Raw genomic sequence first — 26,465 nt, 5'->3', positions numbered from 1 at the left:
ATGCGGTCACTCATTGAAATACGGAAAGGATAAACATGAAAGTTTGTGGTGTAGAGTTAAAAGGTGGCGAGGCCATCATCAGTTTACTTAGCTATGAAGGTGAAACCTTCAATGTGCCGAGTTGTCGTAAAGTGTCATTTTCGGTGTCAGATTCGGCATCGACAGAGTCTCTGCGTGAGTTTCATTTTGCTTTTCATAAGCTAATGGAAGACTACAAGATTGACCAAATCGCGATTATTGAACGTGAACAAAAAGGTAAATTTGCCGGCAGTGCTACCAGCTTTAAATTAGAAGCGGCGATTCAAATTACCGAGCTGCCAGTGATAATGATTTCACCATTAACCATTAAAGAGCAACTGAAGCGTAATCCACCGCAAGTTGACTTTGATTCTTTAGATTTAAAACGCGTTCAGCTAAATGCATTTGATGTCGCTTATGTGCATCATAACCGATTAATATTCGGTAAAGTTTAATTCCGAGTTAACATTTTAAGGCTGAGCTTTAAGCGTTATCTGTCATCACACATAATGGAGATAACGCTATAGCAGCGCTTAACAACACTTATGACAACCTCTAAATCAAAAAAACTAACTGCTCCACCAAAAATGCAATTAAAGCCTACTAGCCAAGCATTAAAGCCCAAAATAGACATAAGCACACTCATCACCAGCGATGACGTTAAAAAGCAGCAAAGTGAGCGCAGTGCTATGCGCTATCTGTCTGGTTATAATCCTCAAATCATCAGCCAAATAGCTGAATTAGTTGATAATAATAAACTGGGCGAACATTTTTTAAGCCGCTACCCTAAAAAGCATGATATTCGTACAGATAAAGCACTATATGACATGGCAATTGCGTTGAAAAATACCCATATGCGCCAATCAGACCCGCTATCAAAAGTCATTTTTGACGAAAAAATTAACCTAAGTCATCATGCACTTGGATTACATTCATATGTTAATCGTCGCCAAGGATATAAAGTTAAAGCAAAAAATGAAATTCGTATTTCATCTCGCTTAAAACACACACCTTTTGAATTACTGCAAATGGTAGTGGTGCATGAATTAGCCCATTTACGTGAAAAAGAACATAACAAAGCCTTTTATCAGTTATGTACTTTTATGTTAGCTGATTATCACCAACTAGAGTTCGATATGCGGGTATGGCTGGTTGCCGAAGAAGTCGGACAATTACCCTATACTTAACGGCATATTGGTAATTGCCACACTAACATTTTGATGCTGTAACAATTAAATAGCCACGCCAAAACCGATAATTAACTGAAAGTCATCTTTTTCAGGAACCTGACCATCGCTCTCAGCACGGGGAGTATTGGTTCTATCCCAAACTAATGACAAGTCAAGATCAAACATATCGGTTAACTCTACGACAATTCCAGCAACAGCATGGTGGGTATAACCGCCATAATTTTGGTTACCCAACTGCATCCGATAATCCGCATTAAAATCAACCGAGTCAGTTAGTTCAGTGGTAAACGTACTGTCTACAACCAAAGTGCCGCTACTTTCATTATCATCCTCGCCTAATTCAACCTCTTTAAAATTCGTCATGGTATAAGCGGGACCACCACTGATACTCCACTCGGTTTTAGCGGTATCAATAATGCTGTAACCCACACCAGAACCTAGAGTGACACGTGATGAAATATTCATAAAAGGATCGGTATAATATTCAACAAATACAGGTCGTAGGAAGAACTGATTCGATAAAAACCAATCGAAAAAACTGTTTACACGGTGATTGTTAGTGGTATTTTCTCCACCAGATTTACTGTAATTACCCAGGTAATCGGTTCTAAAACGCGACTCAGTAGTTCTGCGACTCATTCTTGCTTTGGCTGAATAGTCGATTTGATTATTATTGCCTGAACGCAAGTTTGCCCCTAATGACACAGTACTCGTCCAGTAATTGGCTTCATGTTGTTCACCGGCAATGATCGTCATAATGTCATTCACATTAAATACAACACCATCAAGGTAGCCCTGACCGTTCTGGATCAGCAAGCGCCCTGTGCGAGTAGATAAATCGGTAAAACCAATACTGACTGCACCGCGACTTTGCAACACAATGACGTCTTCCCAATCGACTATAAGCGTATCAAGCTGATCACTTTCAAACTCTAGTTTATTGTCATAAAGGTGTTTAATCTCGCCTTTAAGCAGCTCATTGCTGTTTAGCTGAAGCCAATCATACTTATCCCCCACAGGCACGTTAACCTGCATGGGAGTAAATTGATTTTGCACATTTTGTTGTGCTGCTGGCGTTTGCGCAGCGACATTGGTACTAACTAAATAGCTAAAAAAAGTAAAAGCTAACAGCTTGAAGGTTCGTTTTACGTTTGAAGAGCGGATCATGTTAATTTTCCATTGGCCGCAGCTAACTTGTGAACTGCAATAAAATTATAATTTGCTGACATTTTAAAGGCTAGCGCCAACATAAACAACCGCTAGCCGTTAGGTTATTAACTCGATATCAGTGACTTTGTTGAGTTCGAGAATGCAACTAATGACAGCCCAAAACAAAACTGCAGCCATTAGGCTGCAGTGTTAATTTGTGTAAAGCGGGCATTGATATTAACTGAGTTAACCCAATTCCATCATCATCTTTCGACTGCGAACGATTGACTGGAACTCAGATAAATCTTTCTTTGGTAATACTTTCGCTTCGGCAATATTAGCTTTCATCGAGTCAATTGGGCGACCTTTGACATGAAATTCGTAGTGTAAATGTGGTCCCGTAGACGCGCCTGTATTACCCGACAAAGCAATAACTTGACCTCGCTTAACACGTTGACCTTTTTTGACCTTAAAAGCAGATAAGTGTAAATATCGAGTACGCACTTTATTATCATGCTCTATTACTATGTATTTGCCTGCAAACGCATGATTAGTCACTAGGCTTACTACACCGTCACCGGGTGCAAGCACTGGTGTACCCACTGGAGTCGCATAGTCGGTACCGTTATGTGGACGTACTCGACCAGTAATAGGATGTTTACGATTAGGGTTGAAGCGCGAAGTCATGCGATAGTTTTTACTCAGGGGAACACGCTGAAAAGCTGGCGCTAAACTTTGGCCTTTTTCATCGTAATAATTGCCGTCTAAATGTTGAAATGCGGTAATATCACGGCGACCGGTGTGAATTTGTATCCCTTCTAAATTACTATTACCAGTGGTTTCACCCGCAATAAATTGATCATTCATTAATACTGAAAATCTATCTCCTGCACGTAATTCACGCGAAAAGTTTAATTTACTTGTTAATAAACTCTCAACCTTGGCAATTTCAGCAGCACTTAAACCAGCGGCTTTGGCTGACACATAAAACGAGCCGTTAATTTCGCCACCGACAATTCTATTTTGCCAAATCCCTTCAAGATTAATGTCTTTGACTTCATAGGTACCGTCATCATAACGGGTGAATACCACTTGGTGGGCTGGGTTAAAGTACAACTCCATTTTGGCCAAATTACCTTGGTTATCATCCCAAAATTGAATACGGTTACCTGGCATTAACGTATCTAAAGCCAGTACGTCTAAATCAGCCTCTAGTACTTTATACATGGTTTTTTGGTCGATACCGGCCATTTCAAACAATTTACTCAACGTGTCACCATTAGTGATCACATGTTCAAGTATTGGAGTCGGTTCTTCAAAAACCTGACCGGCTTTAATAGGCTGGTTAATATGGGGAATAAGTGCATCTAGGTCTAATGTGACAGGAATTCGCTGCGATGAAAATTCTTGCTGTGTTGGCCATAATAAAGCCGCACCAACCATAAAAACACTCGCCAATAACACTTTCTTATGCAAGTTTGGCAAGTTTGATAAACTTGCTGATGGCTTTTCGAAGCCCATAATTTTACTCGTTAGCAATCTTTAATCCACCTAAAAGTTTTTAGTTATTATTTGTCGTTATTAATATTTTTACTTTTATCGTAAACTTTAATCGCGCGTTATCAATATGTTAAGCCGAGACTAATGCTTTAAACATTTGTCACTTGCTTGCATCAATTGATGTATTTTCAAGCAAGAATAAATTTTCGTGTGCACTGTTATATCAAATATTTGTCATATTACAAATATATATTGATGAGTTTTCATATATTTTTTGCGCTAGATTCCACTCTCTGCAGTAGCTTGAGCCAGATCAAGCCCTGAATTGTTTCAAGCTATTGCAAACTGGCTTTGTAGTTTACTTACACCAAGTCCATTCATTTTGTTGACTTTAATTTGTACAGCTATGCGCTCTTTCATGGCTTCTATATGGCTGATCACACCGATCATTTTGCCTGAAGCATTAAGATTATCTAACGCATCTAACGCTGTATCTAATGTTTGACTGTCTAACGTGCCAAAGCCTTCATCAAGAAATAATGAATCAATGCTGGTTTTATGGCTGACCAAATCGGACAAGGCCAGTGCTAATGCTAAACTGACTAAAAAACTTTCGCCTCCAGATAAAGTTCGCGTATCTCTAATTGCATCACCTTGCCATGTATCCAGTACCTGCAGTTCTAGTGCTTCGCTATCTTTGCGCTCAAGTTGATAGCGACCATGCAATCTATCTAACTGTTTATTAGCCAAGGCGACCAAATGGTCGAGCGTTAAACCTTGCGCAAAACGGCGGAATTTATCGCCCTTTTGTGAACCAATTAATGAATGTAAATAGGCAATGTCATCATAGTCTTGCTTTGCCAGCGTCAACTGTTCAAGTAAAGTTTGTTGTTGATCTTTTAACTCTAGATCTTGTTTTAAGGCATGCTGGCACTGCCATAATGTTTGTTGCTGAAGATGCTGGCGTTCAAGCAGTATTTGCTGCTCTAACGTGACCTCATCTATTTGCAACACATCAAAAGCATGCAACACGCCTTGCTGTTGTAGTTCATTGTTATTTTTAGCAGCTTGAGTGAATAACACCTGCGACTCTTGTAATTGATTATCAAGCTGGCGCTTCAATACTGTTAATCTTTGATGTTCATCTGGCGCCAGCAATGCTTGGTGATATGCCGCTGCATTTTCAAATGGACTGGCTGTTAATGCCAGGTGCCAACGCTCAGCAACCTGTTGATGGTCTTGATTCTCTGACTCAAGCTGACGAGTTAATCCCTGTTTTTGGGTGGCTAGGGCTTGAATGTGAGTTTTACTATCTTGCAGTTGAGTGAATTTTTCCTGCAAACCGCTTTCTTGCAGCATCAGATCATGTTCACTTTGATGCTTGACCTCATCGACTTGCTTATCGGCAAATAAATCAGCTCTTTGCTGCTGCTTTAACTGTAAATCCTCTTGGGTTTGAACTAATACTACTTGAGCCAGCTCAATTTGTTCGGCGATTTGCATTGCTTGATGCTGATATTGCTGTGATTCCTGCTCCAGCAATGCCAATTGCTGACGATTATTATCCAGCGTTTGACGAGCATCTAGCCATTGTTGAATATCGGCCTCAAGTGAGTCTAACCATGAAGCGGCGTCAGCCCAATCGGGAAATGTTAAATCACATTGGCTGATATGATGAGTTAATTGCTGTTTGATCTCGCTTAAACTCGACTCAATTTCGTTAATTTGATGGGTGTGCTTATCGATTTGCAGCTGAGCCGTTTTAAGCTCAAGTTGTGCCAACTGCAACTGGCTATTTTCAGCGTTTTGTCGCTGTTCCAATTGAATCATGTGCTCACCCAATTGGCTGGCTGATTCATTAAGGGCTTTAAGCTGCAACAATACATCTGACAACTGCTTTTTATATGCATCTATTTGGGCATTATAATCAGCAATGGCTTGCTGACTTTGCACATCAATCAAATCAAAGCTCACGCCCAAAGCCTGACAGCAATCTATTGCTTGCTGCTGGTATTGCAGCAGTTTTCCTTGCCACTCTTGGATAGCGATTTGTTGGTTTTGTTGAATATAAGTCAACTCGGCTAGCGCTTGCTTTTGCTGCTCGCCTTGTTTTTTCAATTGTTCCAGTTCATCGAGTAACACGGCTTCTCGGCGCTCGGTGTGCGATAAATCCAGTTCTTGGTATTCAGTCACTAAAGGATGTTCAATTGAACCACATAATGCACATGGCTCACCCTCAATCAATTTTGCTCGCTCACTGGTTAAATCAGCAATGCGCTGTTCTTGCTTGAGTAGTTGCTGTACATCTTTTAATTGCAGATTTTTATCGCTCCACAGCCCCCGTGTTTGGGTAAGCGTCTTATCTTTATCAACCATTTCCTGTTGGCGCTGATGAATAGCCTGTTGCCCATCAGCTAAAACTTGACGCCCGAGAGTGTAATCCTGTGCAAGTTGTGTCAATTTCTCTCGAAAACCTTGCTGTTCTAGTATCTGTTGATGTTCATTTTGTAAGTCGCCTTCGGTTTTACCCGCTAACAATTGGCTTATATTGGCTTTTAGGTTTTGCTGTTCGCTACTCAAAAGCACTACTTGCTCGCTATTGGCAGTAATACTTTTTTGTACCCTATCAATTAGCTGTTGTTGCATTGCCGATGTGCGCGTATGAACATCAATCTCGGCGCGATACTCCCGTTGGTTTTTAGCCAGAGACAACCATTGCTGATACTGAGTTTTCCAAGAAGCAATATGTTGGCCAATAACCTGCCCCAAGGGAAACTGGCTCACCAAATCAGTTAAATGATGCTGGTTTTGGTTGATATTCGCGATGGCGTTTTGGCTATCGATAAGGCGTTTACTAACAGCCCGGTGGTCTTGCTGTTGTTTGGCAAGGGTTTGCTGCTCACGCTCAACCTGCTGCTTTAACACTTTAATATCATGATCTAAGGGTATAATTTGCTGGTCAATTAATAGTAATAGTTGTTTATGTAAGGTTTTAGCCGCATCGACTGTGAGTTGCTGAGCAATATAAGCCTGTTCATTTTGGCCTACCTTAATGCTTGATTGTTGTAACTGCTGACCAATGCGTTCGATTTGCATGGTTAAATCAACCAGCTTTTTGGCTAAATAAGCTTGCTGTTCAAATATCGGTTTAAGCTGCTGCGCTGGCTCACTATCCGCTAACCTTTGCAATGCACTTTGTTGCTCATCAATAGCTACTTTTGCCTGTTCAAACGCTTTTTGGCAAGCTAAATGGTGTTGAGTGGATTGAGTCAGTTGCTTGTGCCACTGCAAGAACACATTTTTATGTTCGATCTGTTGATGTAATGTTTCCAATTCGCGGGTTAACGTTTGCTGCAACGCTTTATTTTCTAACACTTGATCGGTACTTAATACCTGAACATGGTTAATTTGGCTTTCGAGTAACTGTAATTGCTGTTTAGATTGGCTAAATTCCTGGTGCACTCGCTCAGATATCAAACCATAAATTTCCGTGCCCGTTAATTCTTCAAGTAACTCTGCTCTGACATTAGCATCGGCATTCAGAAATGCCGCAAACTCGCCCTGAGATAACATCATGGACTTAGTGAAACGCGCGAAATCTAAACCGGTTATTTTTTCCATGGCATCAGATTTTAATTTTATTTGGCTGGCTATAATTTTACCGTCGGCCATTTGTGCTAACTCAACTTGCGCATCCTGTAGGTTACCATCGGCATTATCTCTGGCACGACGCTGGCTCCAAAATGCCCGATAACCGACCCCTTTTACTTCAAATTCAACCTCAGCTAAACACTCACTGGTGCCACGGGTCATTAGCTCGTTAGTTGACTTTGATATCACAGCTAAGCGCGGTGTTCTGTGGTAAAGCGCTAAACAAATCGCATCTAAAATAGTCGTTTTACCCGATCCCGTTGGGCCGATAATGGCAAACAGACCGTTTTCAGCAAATGGGCTGGCGGTAAAATCAATTTTCCACTCATCTTTAAGTGAATTGATATTTTTAAATCGCAGAGACAGTATTTTCATTATTTATTCTCCGCTTGTTGCGCCAATTCAACTTCTTGCTGTAATTGGTCAAACTTGGTCATTATCCGTTGTTTAAATGCTTCATCATCAAACTGTTCTTGCATTAGTCGGCGTTGAAAAACCTCTTTTACTGATAATTCTGACAGGGTTTCATTTTGATTAATTTGCATTGCCGCTTTACGGTTAGCACGAGCACGTTTAAGTTGCAGTACTTCGACAGCTTTATGTTGAGTCATTTCGATAATTCTTGACTGTAAGTCAGATAAATAATCTTGTTCAGTGACCTCGATACTTAGCCAAGTTTGTTTGAATGAGCCAGAAACATCAGAAGCGCTAGACACGTTATCGTCATTACTGTCAGCAAATAATGCTATTTGTTGCTGAATTTGAGCAAGGTTGCCACGAATAAACTGCATAGGTTGGAACATAGGAATATTAAGTGCCTCTACCTGCATAGGGCCTTCAGCCTGCCACTGCACTAAAAACACACTTTTATTAGACTGATTATCTTTTGATAACTCATCAAAACTTAATGCTAATGGCGAGCCTGAATAACGAATATGCTCAGTTTTAGCGACTTTTTGAGGCCGATGAATATGCCCTAAAGCGATGTAGTCCGCAGGTGGAAATAAGTTGGCATTAAAAGCATCTAAACTGCCAATATAAATCTCGCGCACTGACTCAGACGTACTGGCGCCAACAGTCGTTAGATGTCCTGTGGCGATGATCGGTAAATCTTCATTTGTAACATTTTTATGCTGCGCTTGCAGGTTCTGTGCTTGTTCAAAGCTTGCTTGATAGTACTGGGCTATTGCATTGCCAAGCTTTAATTGCTTATCTTTTGCACTTTCATCTACCTGGCTTTGAATTAACTCTCTGGGACGCAAAAAAGGAAGACCACACATAATGGCACCCGGCAGACCTTGACGGTTGTTAATCACAAAAACATGCTCTTCAGGTGAGGATAATGCGCCAGGGATCACTAGGGTATTTAGGCAAGCAAGTAGTTCTTTAGACTCGCCCAGCATGGACACTGAATCATGGTTGCCACCTAAAATAATCAACTGGCAACCGGATTGCTGCATTTGTACAATAAATTGATTGTAAAGGGTTCTGGCATAACTTGGCGGCGTGCCGGTATCAAAAATATCGCCAGCAATAATTAAGGCATCAACCTGATGTTGCTCAATTTGCAGCAGTAACCAAGCCATAAAAGCTTGATGTTCTGCGGCGCGGTTTTTTCCAAAAAAATGCTGACCTAAATGCCAATCTGAAGTATGAATAATGCGCATAATGACCTTTACTCTAATTCGTTTTCAATACGACCCACTGAAATAAATACTGGGTGCGGATGTTCGACATTACATATATTGTGACCACAAGAGTTTTATACTCATAGCAAAAGACATGACCACCACCAAGGGTTTGATGATTTTCACGCCTTTGGTCATCACTAACCGTGAACCCAAGGTGGCGCCTATAGCCTGGCCAACCAACATAATAAGCCCAAGCACGACAACAACTTGACCACCAATTACAAAGAATATTAACGACGCTATATTGGTTGAAAAGTTCAGCACTTTTGCATGTGCTGTGGCTTTAGCTAAACCAAAGCCCATTAATGACACAAAGGCTAGCGCAAAAAAGCTTCCGGTACCTGGGCCAAAGAAACCATCGTAAAAACCGACACTCAGTGCAGCGGTAAAGGCAAATACGGTCGGGGTGAGCACTTGGTGACGATCATCTTCTGCAATTTTTTTAGAAAATAGAAAATAACAGCCAATGGCTAAAATTAAGAATGGCAATACCAGTTGTAACACCTCAACATCAATCATTTGAACTAAAATAGTACCTACAGCGGCACCTAAAAAAGCACATATTAATGAGAGTTTAATGGCTTTAAGGTCAACCATGCCTTTGCGAATAAAATATAAACTCGCAAAAAAGCTGCCACCACAAGCTTGTAGCTTATTGGTACCCAATGCCGCCGCGGGCGGTAAACCCGCCCACATCAATGCAGGAATAGTAATTAAGCCTCCACCTCCCGCGATAGAATCAATAAAACCAGCAAGCAGCGCAACGGCAAATAAAATTAGGCCAATTTGTAAAGTGAGTTCAAACATGTATCGCAACCAGGACAGGCAAAGAGAGGTATTAAACCTGCTTTAAAACAGAATTACAAAGTATCAAAGCTAGAAAATACTGTAACCTTAATAAAGAGGCTTATTTAAGATTAAACAAACACCATTTGAATCGAATGCTGTTCATATCGTTTACAGGCTTATTGCGCTAATATTGATTAATTTAACCTTGTCATTTTATATGGCATAAAAAAACCACCTATTAAAGGTGGCTTCTAGTTGTTAGTCATATCTAGACTAACCCATACTTATAGTAACGAGTATGGCTGTACCCCTAGTGACGACAATGTTCATCATGTACATGATCGTCATCGGCAAAATCACCGTCACCTTCTTGATGCTGCATCACGCCCCAACCATCGGAAACACCATCAAACTCTTTAGCAAAGTCGTTTAATTGGATTTCTTTAGCCACTAATGCATCATAATCTGGCACCATATTGGTACACACAATGACTTCCCATTTACTGCTATCTTCATCAAAGTTGAGTTCTAACTCACCTTCTTCATCTTGTTTGCTTAACACTTCAAGTGCTGATTCAGCATCGCGCTTATCATCAAAAACAAGGAAAAAATCGACTTCTAATTCAAGGGTTAAATCAATACCAGACTCAGCCATTGCAGCCAACATTTGTCCGTTATCATCATCAGGGAATTGCATGGGATATTCCTTAAACTGTTGGCACTATTTTAATCATTTGACCGTTGAATGAAATTACATCATCAACGACACACTTTTTACGTTTGCGGGTGTCAACATCACCATTAACGGTAACTTGACCTTCAGTGATAACATGTTTTGCCTCACCACCGCCGTTCACTAAACCTTGTACTTTTAGCACTTTATAAAGTTCAACGAATTCATCGCCGGGTAATAATGGAAAAATCTACCATGGGGATTTCACCTTGATTAACTAATTCATAAGATCAAACGAAAATTATACCCTATGGCAGCTTAGCAAGCATCAAGCATTTTTAATAGATGAGGTTGCTGATAGATAAAGCCCAGCTGTTGGCATATAAGATTGCCATCAATAACTTTACTTGGCGAAATTTGTTGATTAAAAGTCGGTGCACTCGTTCCAGCATGGATAGCAGCCTGGCTATAAAAAGTTTGCTTTGTTGGATGGTCTGGCGCACAAAGATTATAAACAGCACCGACTGTAGATGAACTTAGAATAAGGCTTATTGCCGCGACACAATCATCAAGATGAACCAGATTAACCGCTACATTACCGCCACTAACATTTTCTTTGCCAGCCAAAAAGCGTCCAGGATGTCGTTTAGGCCCGACAAGCCCTGAAAATCTGACGATACAAGCATTGCCCATACAAGAAAAAAGTGATTCAGCTTGTAACAAAATGTCACTGACTGGACTATGTGATGTGGCGTCTTGTTCCGTCATAATCTTATCTTCACTAGGATAAACACCTGATGTACTGATAAAAATGACTCGTTGGTATTGTTTATCCCCAATCACTGTTTTTAGCGAATTAAGATTTGCCATATAGTCTGTTTCACCACGCCTAAGACCCGGCGGTATATTAACCACAAGCATGTCACTATCAAGTAACTCGGTAGCGGAAGCCACATCGATTTCTGTACTAAGATCTAATTGATATGCTGTGATGCCAGCTTGTGATAAGGCGATTAAATCTGCTTGTTTGCGTTTATTAGATTTAACATGGTGCCCTTGTGTTATAAGTGATTGAGCCAACGAAAAGCCGAACCAACCACAACCAATGATGGTAACAGATGCCATAAAATACCTTAGTAGGAAAAATGATTAAAATAGAAGTTGATAAGATTATCTGCTTGCAAGGTTTTTATCGCGCCATCACTCAAACTGTCTTTTTTGACCACTTCAACAATTTCGACTTCACCGTCAATTAAAAAACGAAGGCTGGGATGACCACCACTGATATTACACGACCAAACATGGGGCTTTTTAACTTCACGGGTAGTCATCATCACTTTTGCGACTTGATCATCAGACAATTTAACTAATGTTCCAGGAGGGTAAATACCCAACACTTTGACTAATAGTGACACTAAATGAGCTGAATGCTGACCGGTCCGTTGTTTAAACAATATACCTAACGCCAATTGAGGTGAATGGTACTGATGCATCAACATTTGATAATCATTGGCCAAAGCCACAATTTGGGTGGTTTCGGCAATGTTTTTTTCAGTGAGATGATCAGGATAACCTGACCCATCTATAAATTCGTGATGATGTAAAATAATATCGACTACCGCTGCAGGAAACAGACCACTGCGATTAACTAGGTCATAACCTAAATTGGGGTGCATCTTCATGAAATTAACTTCGTGGGCAGTTAATTCGCCATGCTTACGACGAATAGCCTCAGGTACTTTAAGCTTACCTATATCGTGTAACACACTCCCTAAAGCAATATCCCTTAGCTTTGATTTATCCATATTATTTAAGTGAGCAATGGCCATTGAAAGTACGGCAATTGAAACACCATGTGAAGTCAGGCTGCTCTCTTTCTTACCATGATCAACTAGGGATAAATATACTGCTTCACTTTCGAGTAAGTGTTCTAATAAGTCTTCAACTAATGTTGCTGATTCACGGTACATACCTTCAGGATCACTGATCACTTGACCAAACATATTATGGCTATCATTGATCGCTTTCATAAATCGTTTCTGCCCGATACGCATCGACTTTTTGGCTAGCGCTTTATAATCAGTTTCAACAATTTCTTCTTCAGTTTCTTCTTCAACTTCCCCAACTTCGCTAACAGTAGGCAGCAAATCATGACCAGCCAGTACAAATACAAAATCAATATCCAGCCCTTTAATTATTTCAATTTGAGCCTGTTGTTCAAGCTTAATTTTATTAATAAAAAAAGGGTTTTGTGTCCACGGCAAAGGCAGCTTTATCGTCAGCCCCAATATAAGCTCAGAAAGTGGTATTTGGATAGATTCTTGTTTAGCCAATGAATATGTCTTCCATACTGAATTGTTATTGTGGTCGGAGCCATGGTTCAAAATAGATATCGAGTACTTACACTATAGAATAAATGTTGAAATTAAGTTGCTTTTTTATCATCTTGTTCATCGTCTTGTTCATCAATGATGTGCCAATCATTAAAGTAATGATGTAAACGCTTAGACTTGAACAGGTAAATACTGGTCCAAAATAGGAATAAAGCATCCAGCGCATAGGTCAAACTAAATAAAAAATCAGCATGTATTAAACGTTGTATCAACATGCCTGCATCAAGCATCAATAACAACCACAGTATGGCTTTTCCACGCTTAAACCAGGGTATGAACCAGTGCCATTGCCTTTTACGCTCAGCAATAATCAGTCCATACAAAAATACCGCACCTAACCCAGCAAATAATGCCAAAATAAAATCTTGTTTGTGCGGGTAAAACAACCTTACTAGCCCAGACTGATCATTAAACTGGGTCAAAGAGGCAATAAAAACACACCAACCACGGGCTAAAAACACCAAAATTATATACAAGAAGTAAGGCGGCTTTATATGGCCTTTATCATCAAGCCAAGTAATGTTGCTAAAATCCATGCTACACAATGACCTTTTTAACAAAGATATGAGTAGAGTCGTTCGCTATATTACTCATATTAAGCCCGTAAAATAGCGATTAAACCATCTTCATCAATCACTTTTACACCTAACTCCTGTGCTTTAGCGAGTTTAGAGCCTGCGGCCTCTCCTGCGACTAGACAATCGGTATTTTTTGACACACTACCTGCGACTTTGGCGCCTAACGCCTGAAGTTGTGCCTTAGCATCATTGCGATTCAATTGGGTTAAGGTACCTGTTAATACCCAGGTTTGACCTTTTAAACTTAAACCACTTTCATCTGTTTGCTCGATAGATGGCCAGTTAATACCGCTTTCGAGCAATTTATTCACCACCTCTAAATTATGCTCCTGGGCAAAGAAATGGCTGATATGTTGAGCAACAATTTGGCCAACATCATCAACGTCTAATAGCTGTTCAATTGAAGCAATACGAATTGCCTCAATAGTTTTAAAATGTGCCGCTAGGTTTGCTGCGGTGGCCTCGCCAACTTCACGAATACCTAGGCTATATAAAAAACGCGCTAAGGTAGTTGATTTGGCATCTTTAATTGCTGCAACTAATTTTGTGGCTGATTTCATTGCCATACGATCAAGCATAGTTATCGCTGACGCAGATAAAGCAAATAAGTCCGCGGGGCTTTTTACCAGTTCTTTGTCAATCAGCTGCTCGACAATTTTATCGCCCATACCATCAATATTTAATGCTTTACGGGAGGCGAAATGCTTAATCGCTTCTTTGCGCTGTGCTTCACAAAATAATCCACCAGTACAACGAGTAACAGCCTCCCCCTCAATACGTTCGACATCGCTTTGACAAATTGGGCAGCATAGCGGGAAAACAATATCCCTGGCACTGTCGGCACGCTGTTCTAACACCACAGCGACGACTTTAGGGATTACATCTCCGGCACGTCTAATAATCACAGTATCGCCAATTTTCACCCCAAGACGGGCGATTTCATCGGCATTATGTAATGTGGCATTAGACACAGTAACACCACCAACAAAAACAGGCTGTAATCGAGCAACAGGAGTAATTGCACCAGTACGGCCCACCTGAAAATCAACTGCCTCTAATACTGTCATTTCTTCCTGAGCAGGAAATTTATAGGCGATTGCCCAACGTGGCGCTTTAGCCACAAAACCTAAATCAAGCTGTTGCTGAATCGCATTAACTTTAATCACCACCCCATCGATTTCATAGGCAAGTGCGCTTCTGCGGGTTAAAATATCCTGATAATAGGCATATACCTTATCTAAATCATCACACACTTTTACTTCAGCACTAACAGGCAAGCCCCAAACTTTAAGTTGCATTAACTGACCAAAATGGCTTTGTGCCATAGGCATTGATTCACCTTCAACCACACCCAAAGCGTAAGCATAAAACCCCAGCGCCCGTGAAGCAGTAATTTTACTATCAAGCTGGCGTAAACTGCCGGCGGCGGCATTGCGGGGATTAACAAAAGCTTTTTCATCTTTCGCCATTTGACGTTGGTTTAAAGCATCAAAGGCGGCTTTGGGCATAAACACTTCACCGCGCACCTCAACTAATTCAGGGTAACCTTCACCCCGCAGTTTTAATGGGATTGACTTAATGGTGCGCACGTTGTCAGTAATATCTTCACCAACAGCGCCATCACCGCGGGTTGCTGCACGTTCAAGTACGCCATGACGATAAGTAATTGATACCGCTAAACCATCTAATTTGGGCTCACACACATACTCTAGCTGCCCGACCTTATCTGTAATACGCTTGTTAAATGCTTCAAAGTCGGCTTGTTCAAACGCATTATCTAAACTTAGCATAGGTTTTAAATGGGTGATCTGATCAAATTTTGCTAACGCTAAACCACCCACTCGCTGGCTCGGTGATTCAGAAGATTTAAACTGTGGGAAGTCTCGCTCAAGTTGAATTAAACGCTGCATTAAGCGGTCGTATTCAGCATCAGGAATAGTAGGTGCGTCATCTACATAGTAATTGATATTATGTTGATTTAAGGCTTGAGATAATTGAGCGATTTCAGTTTGAATTTCTTGCATGATATTAATCCGTAATATAATAAATAAGGCCGCATTAGCGGCCTTATAATACTAATAAACAACAAATATTCGATATTAAGCGGTTGCGATCCGGCGCTTATAATCTTCTTTAGCAGCATCATTCCAAGGCTGACGCTTACCATCTAACAGTTCAGCGTCTAAGTCTTCGGCCAATTGCATGGCGGAATTAAGCATAATGGTGAAGTTCATTTTAGGGTCGCCATAGCAAGGTAATGTCATAAACAACACCACACCTTCGGTAACAAATTGTTCCATATTATCAGGATCAAACACCCCGGGTTTTACCATGTTAGCTAACGAAAATAGCACCTTGCCTGTTCCGGCATTATCAATATGACGGTGAAAAATTTCCATATCACCAAACTTAAAATTTAACGACAACAATGCGGGCAATAACTCAGCACCTTGCAATAATTCACCAGTTTTAGACACAACATGCAATACTAATACATCTGTTGGATCGCCTAGTGGCTGCTCTGGTTTCGAGTCGGCGACATCAGTAGCCACTTTTACAACCGCTGACTGCACTGGTTGACTATCTTGTATATTTTGCTGTTCAGAAAATGACACTTGTTGTTTATCTGGTTTAGTTTGTAACAACTGTTCTTTAGATTCTGCATAATTCGGTAGCTTTATTTCTTCAAGATTTCTATTTTTAACATCGCGACTTTCAACATCTCCATTAGCCGCGTTTAATGGCGCTTGCTTTTTATCAGTTGATGACTGCTGGCCGATTAATGTTTGTTGTTGTTGTGCTTTCTCAGCCGCTTTATATAACCCCATCTCAACAGGTTTATCTTTGTCCTGCGCGGTTTTAAATATCGTGCTGGTTTTATTAAAGGCAGATTTAAGCACAGGAGGTTCAACTTCAGTTGATTTACGTACCCTTATAGAGCCAATACCATCATTATCGAAACCATTTGAATCGCGTCGATCGGCTTGTTCTTTATAGAAGTTTGCCATAGGGCTTTCTTTCATCGACTTTGGTTGCTGTTTTCTAATCGACCAAAAACCGTGCACAAGAACCGCAATAATTGCGATTGCACCTAAAACTAACAACACTAGCTGTAAATCTTCCATTGTATACTTAATTCCTATTTATATTGCGTCAGCAAGCGCTACAGCGGCTTCTATATCTACCGCGACTATACGTGAAACACCCGGTTCATGCATAGTGACACCAATGAGTTGGTCAGCCATTTCCATGGTTATTTTATTGTGGCTGATATAGACAAATTGCACACTTTGCGACATCTCTTGTAGCAAACGACAAAATCGTTCTACGTTAGCGTCGTCCAAAGGTGCATCTACTTCATCCAGCATACAAAAGGGTGCTGGGTTTAATCTAAATATGGCAAATACCAATGATAAAGCGGTTAACGCTTTTTCTCCACCACTAAGTAAGTGGATGGTACTATTCTTTTTACCCGGAGGCTGCGCCATGATGGTCACACCGGTTTCGAGTAAGTCATCATCGGTCAATGCAAGGTATGCTTTTCCACCACCAAAAACCTTAGGGAACAACTGCATTAAGCCATTGTTTACTGAGTCAAAAGTAGCTTTAAATCGTGTTCGCGTTTCTTTATCAATTTTACGAATAGCATCTTCCAATGTCATCAGACCTTGATTTAAATCACTATCCTGACTATCTAAATATTGTTTACGTTCACTTTGGGTATCATATTCCTCAATAGCCGCGAGATTGATGGCACCCAAGCCATTAATCTCGTCACGGACTGTTTCTAATGCTTTTGAACATGCCTTTATATCAAAATCATCATCAATATTGGCTAACGCGTTTTGAAGGTTAATATGTTCTTCCTGCAAAACCTGCAATTGCACATCCGCTTGGCCTTTTATACCCTCACGACGTAACTTTAACGCGCTTATTTTTTGAGTCAAGCTTTGTAGCGTGACAAGCTGTTGTTTTTGCATCATTAGTGATGCATCTAGGCTTTGTTGCAAATCAGCTTGTTGTTGACGGTTATCATTAAGCTTAATCTGATTGCGGTGCTGAATATCAAGCTGTTGCTCTAGCTGTAGCTTAATATTATCCCGCTCAACCTGTTCAAGTGACGCTTGTTTTACCTGACCATGCTGTTCAATAGCTGTGTAACGTTCTGATAATTCAATTATTTTTTCACCCTGCTGGGTTAACTGCTGACGGCTGACGGCCACCTGAGTATTAATTTGCTGCAAGGTCTGATTGATATTGGTCTTATTTCTTTCAAGCTCCGCACGCTGGGTTTTCAAGTCGCGTAATTGTGTGCTGGTATGCTCAAACCTATGCTGTGCGTGCTCTAGCCTCAATTGACGCTGATGAGTTTGTGTCTCTAAAGTTTCAACTTGCATTGATAAAGCTTCAGCTTCAATCAATTGTTGTTGCTGATGTTCCTTGGCCAAGTGTAATTCTTGAACCAATTGCTGCTGGGTAATTTGATGATTATGCTGCTGTTCAACTAATCCTTCATACTTAGACTGTGCTTGGGTTTGTGCCACCAACAGCTGTTGTAACATTTGCTGAGATTGCCCTAATAGGACATTTACTTGAGCTAACTGAGTAACTTGAGTCGTTTGTAACTGCAATGCAGTAGCACTTTGAGCTTCAAGCTCTGCCACGCTTTCAATTAAGCATTGTTGCTCGGTGACTAAGCTGATCACTGATTGATGATTAGACTGCGCTAGTATAAAACCGTGACCAACTAAATAACCTTCTTTTGATACCACAACCGATGAGGCTGATAAACTGGCAATTTTTTCTTTTGCTTCTACAAGCGTCTCAGCAAACACAACCTGCTCTAACCAAGGTGCAAGATTAACTGGGCTGGTTAAAGCCATATGTGAAAAAGTATCACTTAAAAGCATAAAGCCATTACTAATAGAATCTGAATGAGTAAACGCATTTTCAGTCGTTAGCACTGCAGCCTTGCTAACAGATTGTAGCAATACGTCAACGGCTTTTTCATAACCAGGGGTAACCTTGATCACTTGCCATAACTGCTGAACATCGACATCGCCAACTTGGTTATCTAACCACTCATTAATTAATTGCAGCCGCGCCTTGGTGCTGGCGAGTAAATCTTTTATGAGATGATAACCATTTTGTGCCTGTAATAGATGTTGTTCAGCCTCAACTAAATTTAGATCAAGTTGTTGTTTAGCCGCTTGCTCCGCGATTGTTTGCTCATTTAAACGACTTAATTTAGCTTGCTGTTCTAGAATATCTTGCTCGATATCTGCATGGGTTAACTGTTGCAATTTTTGCTGTAATAAAGGAATTGTTTGCTCATGCTTATTAAGCAATTGTTGCTGGTGCTCATTTCGCGATTGATACACGGCAAGCTCAGTTTTAACCTGGTTTAACGCATTTGCAGCATCATTAAACTGATGCCTTAAATCATCGCTAGATTCATCAACCTGATGAACTTGTTCATCTAACATCTCGAATTGAATTTTAGCTTCTTCAAGCTCAGGCATTAACGCTGACTGTTTATTTAATCCTGCAGCTAACACTAACTCATATTGTTGTTGCTTGAGTACGGCATCATCAAGACGCTGCTGAATCACTAACATTTCTTGTTCGCGCTGCGAATCTTGAAGTTGTTGATGTTTCAATTGCTGCTCAAACTTAGCAACTTCATTGCCGGCTTGATAATATTGTTCAACCAGTTTTTGTTCGGTATCTGTTAAGCCGTTAATTTGTTGTTGTAATTGCAGCACTAAATTTTCAGATGATTGCTGACTCGCGGCAAATTCACTTTGTTGGCGTTCAAGCTCATTTAACTGGCTGTGCATTTCTGCCGACTGCTTCGACAAATCTTGGTAGCGTCCGGCTAATAAATTGGTGTGCAGCTCACGTTCTTGCGATTTTAACGCTCGATATTGTTTTGCTTCTTGGGCTTGCTGGGCTAAGCGTTCAATTTGATTGCCCAATTCTTGACGAATATCGTTTAACCGTTCAAGATTTTCACGGGTATGGCGAATGCGGTTTTCGGTTTCACGGCGGCGCTCTTTATAACGAGAAATCCCCGCGGCTTCTTCAATAAATACTCGTAACTCTTGCGGCTTAGACTCTATTAGGCGCGAAATGGTGCCTTGTTCAATAATGGCATAGCTGCGCGGCCCAAGACCAGTACCCATAAATAAATCGGTAATATCTTTGCGACGACACTTTTGACCATTTAAAAAGTAGAATGATTCACTGTCACGGTTAACCTGCCGCTTAACAGAAATTTCTTGATAGCTAGCATATTGCCCTGCTAGTCGACCTTGAATATTTTCAAATACCAGTTCAACACCCGCTACAGAAATAGGCTTTCTGGAGGTGGAACCATTGAAAATGACGTCTGTCATCGAGTCGCCGCGCAGGTTTTTAGCGCTACTTTCGCCCAGCACCCAACGCACAGCATCAATTACGTTAGATTTTCCGCAGCCGTTTGGACCTATAATGGCGGTCAAGGGATGATCAAAGGGGATTTTTGTTGGGTCTACAAACGACTTAAATCCAGCAAGTTTTATTTGTTTTAATCGCATTAATGCCGGTATAGTTTGGTTAACGTTGCTTCTAGGCTGCTCACTGTAGCAATTGAGGCGCATTTTGTAACGATTTTTTGCTTTTAGATACAGTTTATCGCTTGTTTTCTGTCACATCGATTGTCACACTCCCCCTAAGAAATACTTATCACCCCGTCGAGGAGCCATCAATGGCAGTAACATCTCCTTCAAACCGTAAAAGTGGCGTTAACTACTTTTTGGAAGGCTTTGCGCTTATTAAGCAACCCGGATTACGTGCATTCGTGTTTATCCCCTTAATGATAAATCTACTGCTATTTGCTGCGGTCATGTATTTTGCAGTGGGAAAATTAGGCGATTTATTTACCTGGATGAACGGTGAAATACCGGACTATCTTTCATGGTTAAATTTCTTCCTGTGGCCGTTAGCCGTATTAACCATGCTAGTGGTGATGTCGTTTATTTTCAGCTCTGTGATGAACTGGCTAGCGGCACCTTTCAATGGTTTGCTAGCTGAAAAAGTTGAACAGCATTTAACCGGTAAAAATCTTAATACCGGTGGCGCGGTAGATTTAATTAAAGACTTGCCGCGGATAATGGGCCGCGAATGGATTAAGCTGAAATACTATTTACCCCGGGCACTGATTTTTTTAATCTTATTCTGGGTACCTGTTATAGGCCAAACCGCTGCGCCTATTTTGTGGTTTTTATTTACCGCATGGATGATGGCAATACAATATTGTGATTACCCATTTGATAACCATAAAGTGCCCTTTGATGATATGAAATTTGCTTTACGAAATACTAAGGGAACCAGTTTTAGCTTCGGGGCATCGGTAACACTATTTTCAATGATCCCAATTGTGAACTTTATTGTTATGCCAGTGGCTATCTGCGGGGCAACATCAATGTGGGTTGACCGTTACCGTGATGCCTATAAAAACCCGTCAGTTGCAGCAGATTAACCATACTTGCTTACAAACAGTAAACCCTTTATGCAGCGATTTCATTAAACAGTTGCAGGCTAAACAGTAGCGAACTTAAATCGCCCCCAACTAAAGCGCTAAGATTGACTCTTGGCGCTTTTTTGTAATGATATCTACATTCACATCGTACAATTTCACCAGCACAAATTTTGTAACATTTTGACAATCTTTTTATAGCATTAAAGGTCGGAATTATTGCGTTTGTTTGCGACAATGCATAAAACAACTAACAATATTCAAGATAACCAGTGAATAACTACTCAAAAACTCTATTAATACTCAGTGGCCTAATCAGCTTTAGCACCTTTGCTGGCAGTAGCGATCAATTTCATGCCACGCTGCCTACATTAAGCGATGACATTATTATTGATGGTGATTTCGATGAGCTTCAATGGCAGCAGGCTGAAGCAGTTGAATTGAAGTTTGAAACATCACCAGCTGAAAACGTTGCTGCACCAGTGGTTACAACCGCAAGAATATTTGCTTCGCAAACCAGTTTATATGTGGCATTCACCGCTCATGATCCTAATCCACAAGCCATTCGTGCTAATTTGCGTGACCGAGACAAGTCTTGGGGTGATGACATGGTGGGTATTAAACTAGATACATTCAATAATGCCCGGTTGGCCTATCAATTTTTTATCAACGCCTACGGTGTTCAAAGTGATTCAATTGAAAACGAGCTCACAGGACAAGAAAGTGATGCTTGGGATGGTATTTGGTACAGCAAAGGTAAAATCACTGAGACAGGCTATCAAGTAGAAGTTCAACTTCCGCTCAGATTATTCAATTTTGATGATTCAAATGCCGTTCAAAACTGGGGCGTGGAATTTATCCGCTTTTACCCTCGACATGAAAATCAGCGTTTTTCAACGCATAAAATAGACCGCAATGTGTCATGTAAATTATGTCAGCTGGGGATTTTACAAGGGTTAGAAGGTGCTAAACAGGGTAAAGACATTCAAATAACGCCGTCACTTGTTGCCAACCAAAATAACCAGCGCAACTTAACCCCTAGTACGCCCTGGGAAGCGGAGTCAGACGTTGAAGCAGGACTGGATTTACGTTGGGGCATAACGCCAACAACCCTATTAAATGCAACAATTAACCCCGACTTCTCCCAGGTGGAATCAGATGCAGGTCAATTAGATGTTAACAATACATTTGCGCTGTTTTTCCCAGAAAAACGTGCATTCTTTTTAGATAACAAAGACTACTTTGACAGCCAAATGGAATTGCTTCATACCCGTAATATCAGTTCTCCTGACTACGGTGTAAAACTGACCAGTAAAACCGATGATCATACTGTTGGGGTATTAGCTGCAAATGATATCCAGACTCAATTTTTAGTTCCTGGTAATTTAAGCTCAGATATCGCTACCCTTGATCAAGAAAGTTATAACGTAGCAGCGCGATATCGTTACGACCCCAGCAAACAATTATCTATTGGCGGGGTCATGACACTCAAGCAGTCTGATAATTATCACAACTATGTTTATAGTACTGATATGAAATATCAGCCGACAGAACAAGACACCTTTACCGCCCAGTATGCATTTTCACAAACAGAATATCCTGATAAGTTTTTTAATCAATTCTGTAAAGGGGATGACTGTACTATTGCTCCAATAGAATGCGATTTAAGTAACTGTGACTATAACGAACGAGTCCTGCGAACGAATAAACAGGACCAATTTAGCGACAATATGTTCAAACTAACCTACCAGCATAATCGTCGCGAATGGTACGCCTCAACACAGTATGAATCTGTGGGTGATGACTTTAGAGCCGATTTAGGCTTTATTGAAAAAGTTGATGCGGCCAAGTTTGTTGCCGGTGGTGGCTATCGCTGGTACCCATCTGAGAACTTTTTTAATAAGATTCAATTAGGTGGCGATTGGGATATTACACATACCCAAAAAGGGGAGTTGCTCGAACAAGAAGCTGAAATGTTTGTTGAACTTGAAGGTGGCTATCAAAGCTATATTGCTTCAGGCATCACCCAACGTGAACGTGTAGGCAGACGCCATAATCCATCCAATATCGACATTGACAACAACACCCAAATGTTTGATGAAACTATCGGCTGGTTTTATACCAACTTTGTACCGCTGCAATCAATCAAGCTAGAGTTGGACATCAATTACGGTGATAGCATCGACTTTGCCAACGATCGCTTAGGCACATTAACCATGTTCAACCCCGAAATTGAATGGAAAATGACCGACTCGATTGTGTTAGATTTATCCCACAGATATCAAACGCTTGATGTTGATGGCGGTAGACTGTTTACCGCAAACCTAACCGACATCCGAGTAAACTGGCAAATTACTCTTAATAGCTTTATCCGCCTGTCTAGTGTGTATACAAATATAGAAAGAGACCCAAGCCTGTATATTTATCAACAACCTAATACCAAATATAAAGACCTAGGTAACGAGTTGCTCTATGGCTACAAACTCAACCCACAAAGTGTGTTCTATATCGGTTACTCAGATGCATTTAAAGCCGATGACGAGATTGATTCGTTAACCCAAAATGACAGAACCTATTTTATGAAGGTAAGCTACGCTTGGTTATTGTAACGCGATAAACAGGCATTGGGCGTGTATTTTTTATGATAAGCAGCTGCTAGGACAAGACACAAAACCAATAAAAGCCGTGAGTATTCACTGACGGCTTTTATTGAGTATTAATGTAATACAGAGTGGTGAAACAATCAGATATTTAAGTGCTTTTGATACAGCTGCACCGTATTGAACATTTAATCTTTAACATTTCTCGAGCACGATACTGCCAATAGAATAGCCAGCCCCAAATGAACATAGTAGACCGAGATCGCCGGTTTTAAAATCGCTATTAAACTTGTTAAAAGCAATAACCGAACCAGCAGAAGCGGTATTAGCAAACTCATCAAGTACTATTGGTGCCGTTGTTTCGTCAACGTCATCACCTAATAATTTTTTAACTACAAACATATTCATGTTGATATTAGCTTGATGTAACCATAAACGTTTAAATTCTTCAGGTTTGATTTGCTCATCTGCAAATTGCTTATCTAAATGCTGATAAATCATTGGCAAAAGCTCTTTAAATACTTTACGTCCTTGTTGATGAAATAACTTATCGGCAGTGCTCGCATTGTCAGGATCACAACGATTCACAAAACCAAAATTGCTGCGAATATTGTTAGAGTAATCTGTCATACAACTTGTCGATAAAATATTGAAAGCATGTTCTGTTTGAGCTAAATCTTGCCTTTCGACCACAACCGCAGTTGCCACATCACCAAAAATAAAATGACTGTCTCGGTCTCTGAAATTACTTTGCGGCGAAGTCAGTTCAGGGTTTATGACTAATACGCGATTTGCAGTACCGCCTTTAATCGCATTAACCGCATTTACTATGGCAAAGGTCGCTGACGAGCAAGCTACTAGCATGTCATAGGCAAAACCTTTAGTGCCAATAGCTTGTTGAATTTCAATTGCAATTGCAGGATACGCCCGCTGCGTATAGGCACAGGCTACAATCACTAAATCGATATCCTCAGCATTCACTTTTGCCTGGGCCAGCGCTTGCTTTGCAGCTGCAATACCCATGCTAGCCTGCAGCGACAGCTCATCAGACGCTTGATCAGCAATCAATGGCATCATTATCTCAGGGTTTAAGATCCCCTCTTTCACCATTACGTATCGATTTTTTATCCCTGATGCTTTCTCGATAAATTCACTAGATGAATATGCCAAGGGCTCAAGTTCATTGCATTCTATTTGCTGAGAGTGTTGTTGATTATGCAAATCAACATAGCTGTTGTAGCTAGCAACTAACTCATCATTAGAAACCGCATAAGGAGGAACAAAAAGACCACTACCTGAAATAACTACTTTTATCATGATGATTACCATTATTAATTTAATTGAGCTAAATGCCTATTATTTGGAATAACAAAAACCATTAAAATCCCAAATGAGGCTATACAGTCACCACAAAAATTGTATCTGTGAAAAAGAATTCATATATTTAGCCGCTTGGCGCCATTTTAGTCCTAACTAGAAAAATAGTCTCACTAATATGTCCAAAATAACTCGATGGTCAGACCATACAGGGGCTAGAGGATATCTCTTTGTATACAAAACGACCGCCAAAACCATGCATTTAGCATAACAGGGAACCCTTTTATAACCAAAAGGAATAAAGAATAACAAATATTCACTTCTAAATTCCCCTGTGAAGTTTATGATTAGACAATGCAAAAATAGGAGTAAACATTCATGAGCAAAATTTTCGAAGATAATTCATATACTTTAGGTAATACTCCACTCGTTCGCTTAAATCGCGTCAGTAACGGTAACGTATTAGCCAAAATTGAAGCCCGTAACCCAAGCTTTAGTGTTAAGTGTCGTATTGGCGCTAACATGATTTGGGATGCGGAAAAGAAAGGCACCTTAACTAAAGATGTCGAGTTAGTAGAACCAACATCAGGTAATACAGGTATTGCACTTGCTTATGTTGCCGCAGCTCGTGGTTATAAGTTAACCCTAACTATGCCAAACACAATGAGCCTAGAGCGTCGTAAACTGTTAAAAGCACTTGGTGCTAAAGTGGTATTAACAGAAGGCGCTAAAGGCATGAAAGGCGCAATTGATAAAGCAGAAGAAATTCGTTTATCAGATCCGTCTAAATATTTAGTTTTAGGTCAATTCAGCAACCCTGCTAATCCTGAAATTCATGAGAAAACCACAGGTCCTGAAATTTGGAATGATACTGATGGCCAGGTAGATGTGTTTGTTGCCGGTGTTGGTACTGGTGGCACGATTACAGGTACTAGCCGTTTCTTAAAAGCACAGGGTAAAGAAGTTATTTCTGTTGCTGTAGAGCCAGTAGATTCACCCGTTATTGCTCAAGCTAAAGCGGGTCAACCTATCCAACCTGGACCACATAAAATACAAGGTATTGGCGCGGGTTTCATCCCTGGAAACCTAGACCTTTCATTAGTTGACCGCGTTGAAGCTGTTAGCAATGAAGATGCTATTGAAATGTCATTACGCTTGATGAAAGAAGAAGGCATTTTAGTAGGTATATCTTCTGGTGCAGCGGTTGTAGCAGCTAATCGTATTGCTGCACTGCCAGAATTTGCAGACAAAACAATCGTAGTTATTTTACCATCAGCCGCTGAGCGTTATTTATCATCAGTGTTATTTGCTGGTGAGTTTGGCGAAAGCGAAAACGTACAGTAATTTGTTATTTTCAGACCACTTTAATCAGTGGCTTGTTATTTAATCCAAAAGCC

At 40.5% G+C, this 26,465-nt stretch carries 19 protein-coding genes; 5 read left to right on the top strand and 14 right to left on the bottom strand.

All coding sequences use genetic code 11. From position 1 onward, the window contains the following. Positions 1-35 precede the first annotated feature (35 nt). Positions 36-473 (top strand): DUF3010 family protein, encoded by a 438-nt coding sequence (locus ACRWQM_RS06720; protein ID WP_434926481.1) that lies wholly within the window; start codon positions 36-38, stop codon positions 471-473. A 234-nt stretch (positions 474-707) separates the two neighbouring features. Beyond that, complete coding sequence (locus tag ACRWQM_RS06715; protein WP_434931990.1) at positions 708-1,205, top strand: YgjP-like metallopeptidase domain-containing protein; 498 nt, start codon at positions 708-710, stop codon at positions 1,203-1,205. 45 nt (positions 1,206-1,250) lie between these two features. Here the strand turns inward: ACRWQM_RS06715 and ACRWQM_RS06710 are convergent, their stop codons facing one another. The 13 genes from ACRWQM_RS06710 to smc all read right to left on the bottom strand — a co-directional run bounded on the left by ACRWQM_RS06710 (position 1,251) and on the right by smc (position 20,210). Then, the gene (locus tag ACRWQM_RS06710) at positions 1,251-2,375 is read right to left on the bottom strand and encodes a DUF481 domain-containing protein (RefSeq protein WP_434931651.1); all 1,125 of its coding nucleotides are present in this window, start codon (positions 2,373-2,375) and stop codon (positions 1,251-1,253) included. A 228-nt stretch (positions 2,376-2,603) separates the two neighbouring features. Then, on the bottom strand, positions 2,604-3,896 hold the full coding sequence (locus ACRWQM_RS06705) for a peptidoglycan DD-metalloendopeptidase family protein (RefSeq protein WP_434926483.1): 1,293 nt from the start codon (positions 3,894-3,896) through the stop codon (positions 2,604-2,606). Positions 3,897-4,187: 291 nt separating this feature from the next. After that, the gene (locus tag ACRWQM_RS06700) at positions 4,188-7,883 is read right to left on the bottom strand and encodes an AAA family ATPase (RefSeq protein WP_434931650.1); all 3,696 of its coding nucleotides are present in this window, start codon (positions 7,881-7,883) and stop codon (positions 4,188-4,190) included. Beyond that, the gene (sbcD, locus tag ACRWQM_RS06695) at positions 7,883-9,175 is read right to left on the bottom strand and encodes an exonuclease subunit SbcD (RefSeq protein WP_434931649.1); all 1,293 of its coding nucleotides are present in this window, start codon (positions 9,173-9,175) and stop codon (positions 7,883-7,885) included. The genes ACRWQM_RS06700 and sbcD overlap by 1 nt, the downstream gene beginning before the upstream one ends. Before the next feature lie 69 nt (positions 9,176-9,244). After that, entirely contained in the window at positions 9,245-10,006 is a 762-nt protein-coding gene (locus ACRWQM_RS06690) for a TSUP family transporter (RefSeq protein ID WP_434926486.1), read from the bottom strand. A 292-nt stretch (positions 10,007-10,298) separates the two neighbouring features. Then, on the bottom strand, positions 10,299-10,685 hold the full coding sequence (locus tag ACRWQM_RS06685) for a ribonuclease E inhibitor RraB (protein ID WP_434926487.1): 387 nt from the start codon (positions 10,683-10,685) through the stop codon (positions 10,299-10,301). A 10-nt stretch (positions 10,686-10,695) separates the two neighbouring features. Beyond that, positions 10,696-10,911 carry an RNA-binding S4 domain-containing protein gene (locus ACRWQM_RS06680; RefSeq protein ID WP_434931989.1) on the bottom strand — a complete coding sequence of 72 codons (216 nt, stop codon included), beginning with the start codon at positions 10,909-10,911 and terminating at the stop codon, positions 10,696-10,698. Between the two features lie 68 nt (positions 10,912-10,979). Continuing rightward, positions 10,980-11,786 (bottom strand): NAD-dependent epimerase/dehydratase family protein, encoded by an 807-nt coding sequence (locus ACRWQM_RS06675; RefSeq protein WP_434931648.1) that lies wholly within the window; start codon positions 11,784-11,786, stop codon positions 10,980-10,982. Positions 11,787-11,794: 8 nt separating this feature from the next. Beyond that, on the bottom strand, positions 11,795-12,994 hold the full coding sequence (locus ACRWQM_RS06670) for an HD-GYP domain-containing protein (protein WP_434931647.1): 1,200 nt from the start codon (positions 12,992-12,994) through the stop codon (positions 11,795-11,797). A gap of 92 nt (positions 12,995-13,086) precedes the next feature. Beyond that, positions 13,087-13,590 carry a DUF2919 domain-containing protein gene (locus tag ACRWQM_RS06665; protein ID WP_434926490.1) on the bottom strand — a complete coding sequence of 168 codons (504 nt, stop codon included), beginning with the start codon at positions 13,588-13,590 and terminating at the stop codon, positions 13,087-13,089. A 59-nt stretch (positions 13,591-13,649) separates the two neighbouring features. Next, positions 13,650-15,656 carry an NAD-dependent DNA ligase LigA gene (gene ligA, locus ACRWQM_RS06660; protein ID WP_434931646.1) on the bottom strand — a complete coding sequence of 669 codons (2,007 nt, stop codon included), beginning with the start codon at positions 15,654-15,656 and terminating at the stop codon, positions 13,650-13,652. Between the two features lie 75 nt (positions 15,657-15,731). Next, a complete protein-coding gene (zipA, locus tag ACRWQM_RS06655) occupies positions 15,732-16,757 on the bottom strand; it encodes a cell division protein ZipA (RefSeq protein ID WP_434931645.1) in 1,026 nt (341 codons plus the stop codon). 18 nt (positions 16,758-16,775) lie between these two features. Then, the gene (gene smc / locus ACRWQM_RS06650; RefSeq protein WP_434931988.1) at positions 16,776-20,210 is read right to left on the bottom strand and encodes a chromosome segregation protein SMC; all 3,435 of its coding nucleotides are present in this window, start codon (positions 20,208-20,210) and stop codon (positions 16,776-16,778) included. Positions 20,211-20,380: 170 nt separating this feature from the next. Here smc and cysZ point away from each other — a divergent pair, with 170 nt between their 5' ends. Continuing rightward, positions 20,381-21,154 (top strand): sulfate transporter CysZ, encoded by a 774-nt coding sequence (gene cysZ / locus ACRWQM_RS06645; protein WP_434926493.1) that lies wholly within the window; start codon positions 20,381-20,383, stop codon positions 21,152-21,154. Positions 21,155-21,423: 269 nt separating this feature from the next. Then, positions 21,424-23,760, top strand: coding sequence for a DUF5916 domain-containing protein (locus ACRWQM_RS06640; RefSeq protein WP_434931644.1), 2,337 nt, complete (start codon positions 21,424-21,426; stop codon positions 23,758-23,760). A gap of 186 nt (positions 23,761-23,946) precedes the next feature. Here ACRWQM_RS06640 and ACRWQM_RS06635 read toward each other — a convergent pair whose 3' ends face one another. After that, entirely contained in the window at positions 23,947-25,068 is a 1,122-nt protein-coding gene (locus ACRWQM_RS06635) for a beta-ketoacyl-ACP synthase III (RefSeq protein WP_434931643.1), read from the bottom strand. 378 nt (positions 25,069-25,446) lie between these two features. On the opposite strand from ACRWQM_RS06635, the gene cysK reads away from it, so the two are divergent. Beyond that, on the top strand, positions 25,447-26,412 hold the full coding sequence (cysK, locus tag ACRWQM_RS06630; RefSeq protein ID WP_434926496.1) for a cysteine synthase A: 966 nt from the start codon (positions 25,447-25,449) through the stop codon (positions 26,410-26,412). The last annotated feature ends 53 nt before the right edge of the window (positions 26,413-26,465 follow it).

The sequence above is a fragment of the Shewanella sp. HL-SH5 genome (assembly GCF_051163755.1).
GTDB classification, from domain to species: domain Bacteria; phylum Pseudomonadota; class Gammaproteobacteria; order Enterobacterales; family Shewanellaceae; genus Shewanella; species Shewanella glacialimarina.
This window is presented reverse-complemented; position numbering and strand designations above follow the sequence as displayed.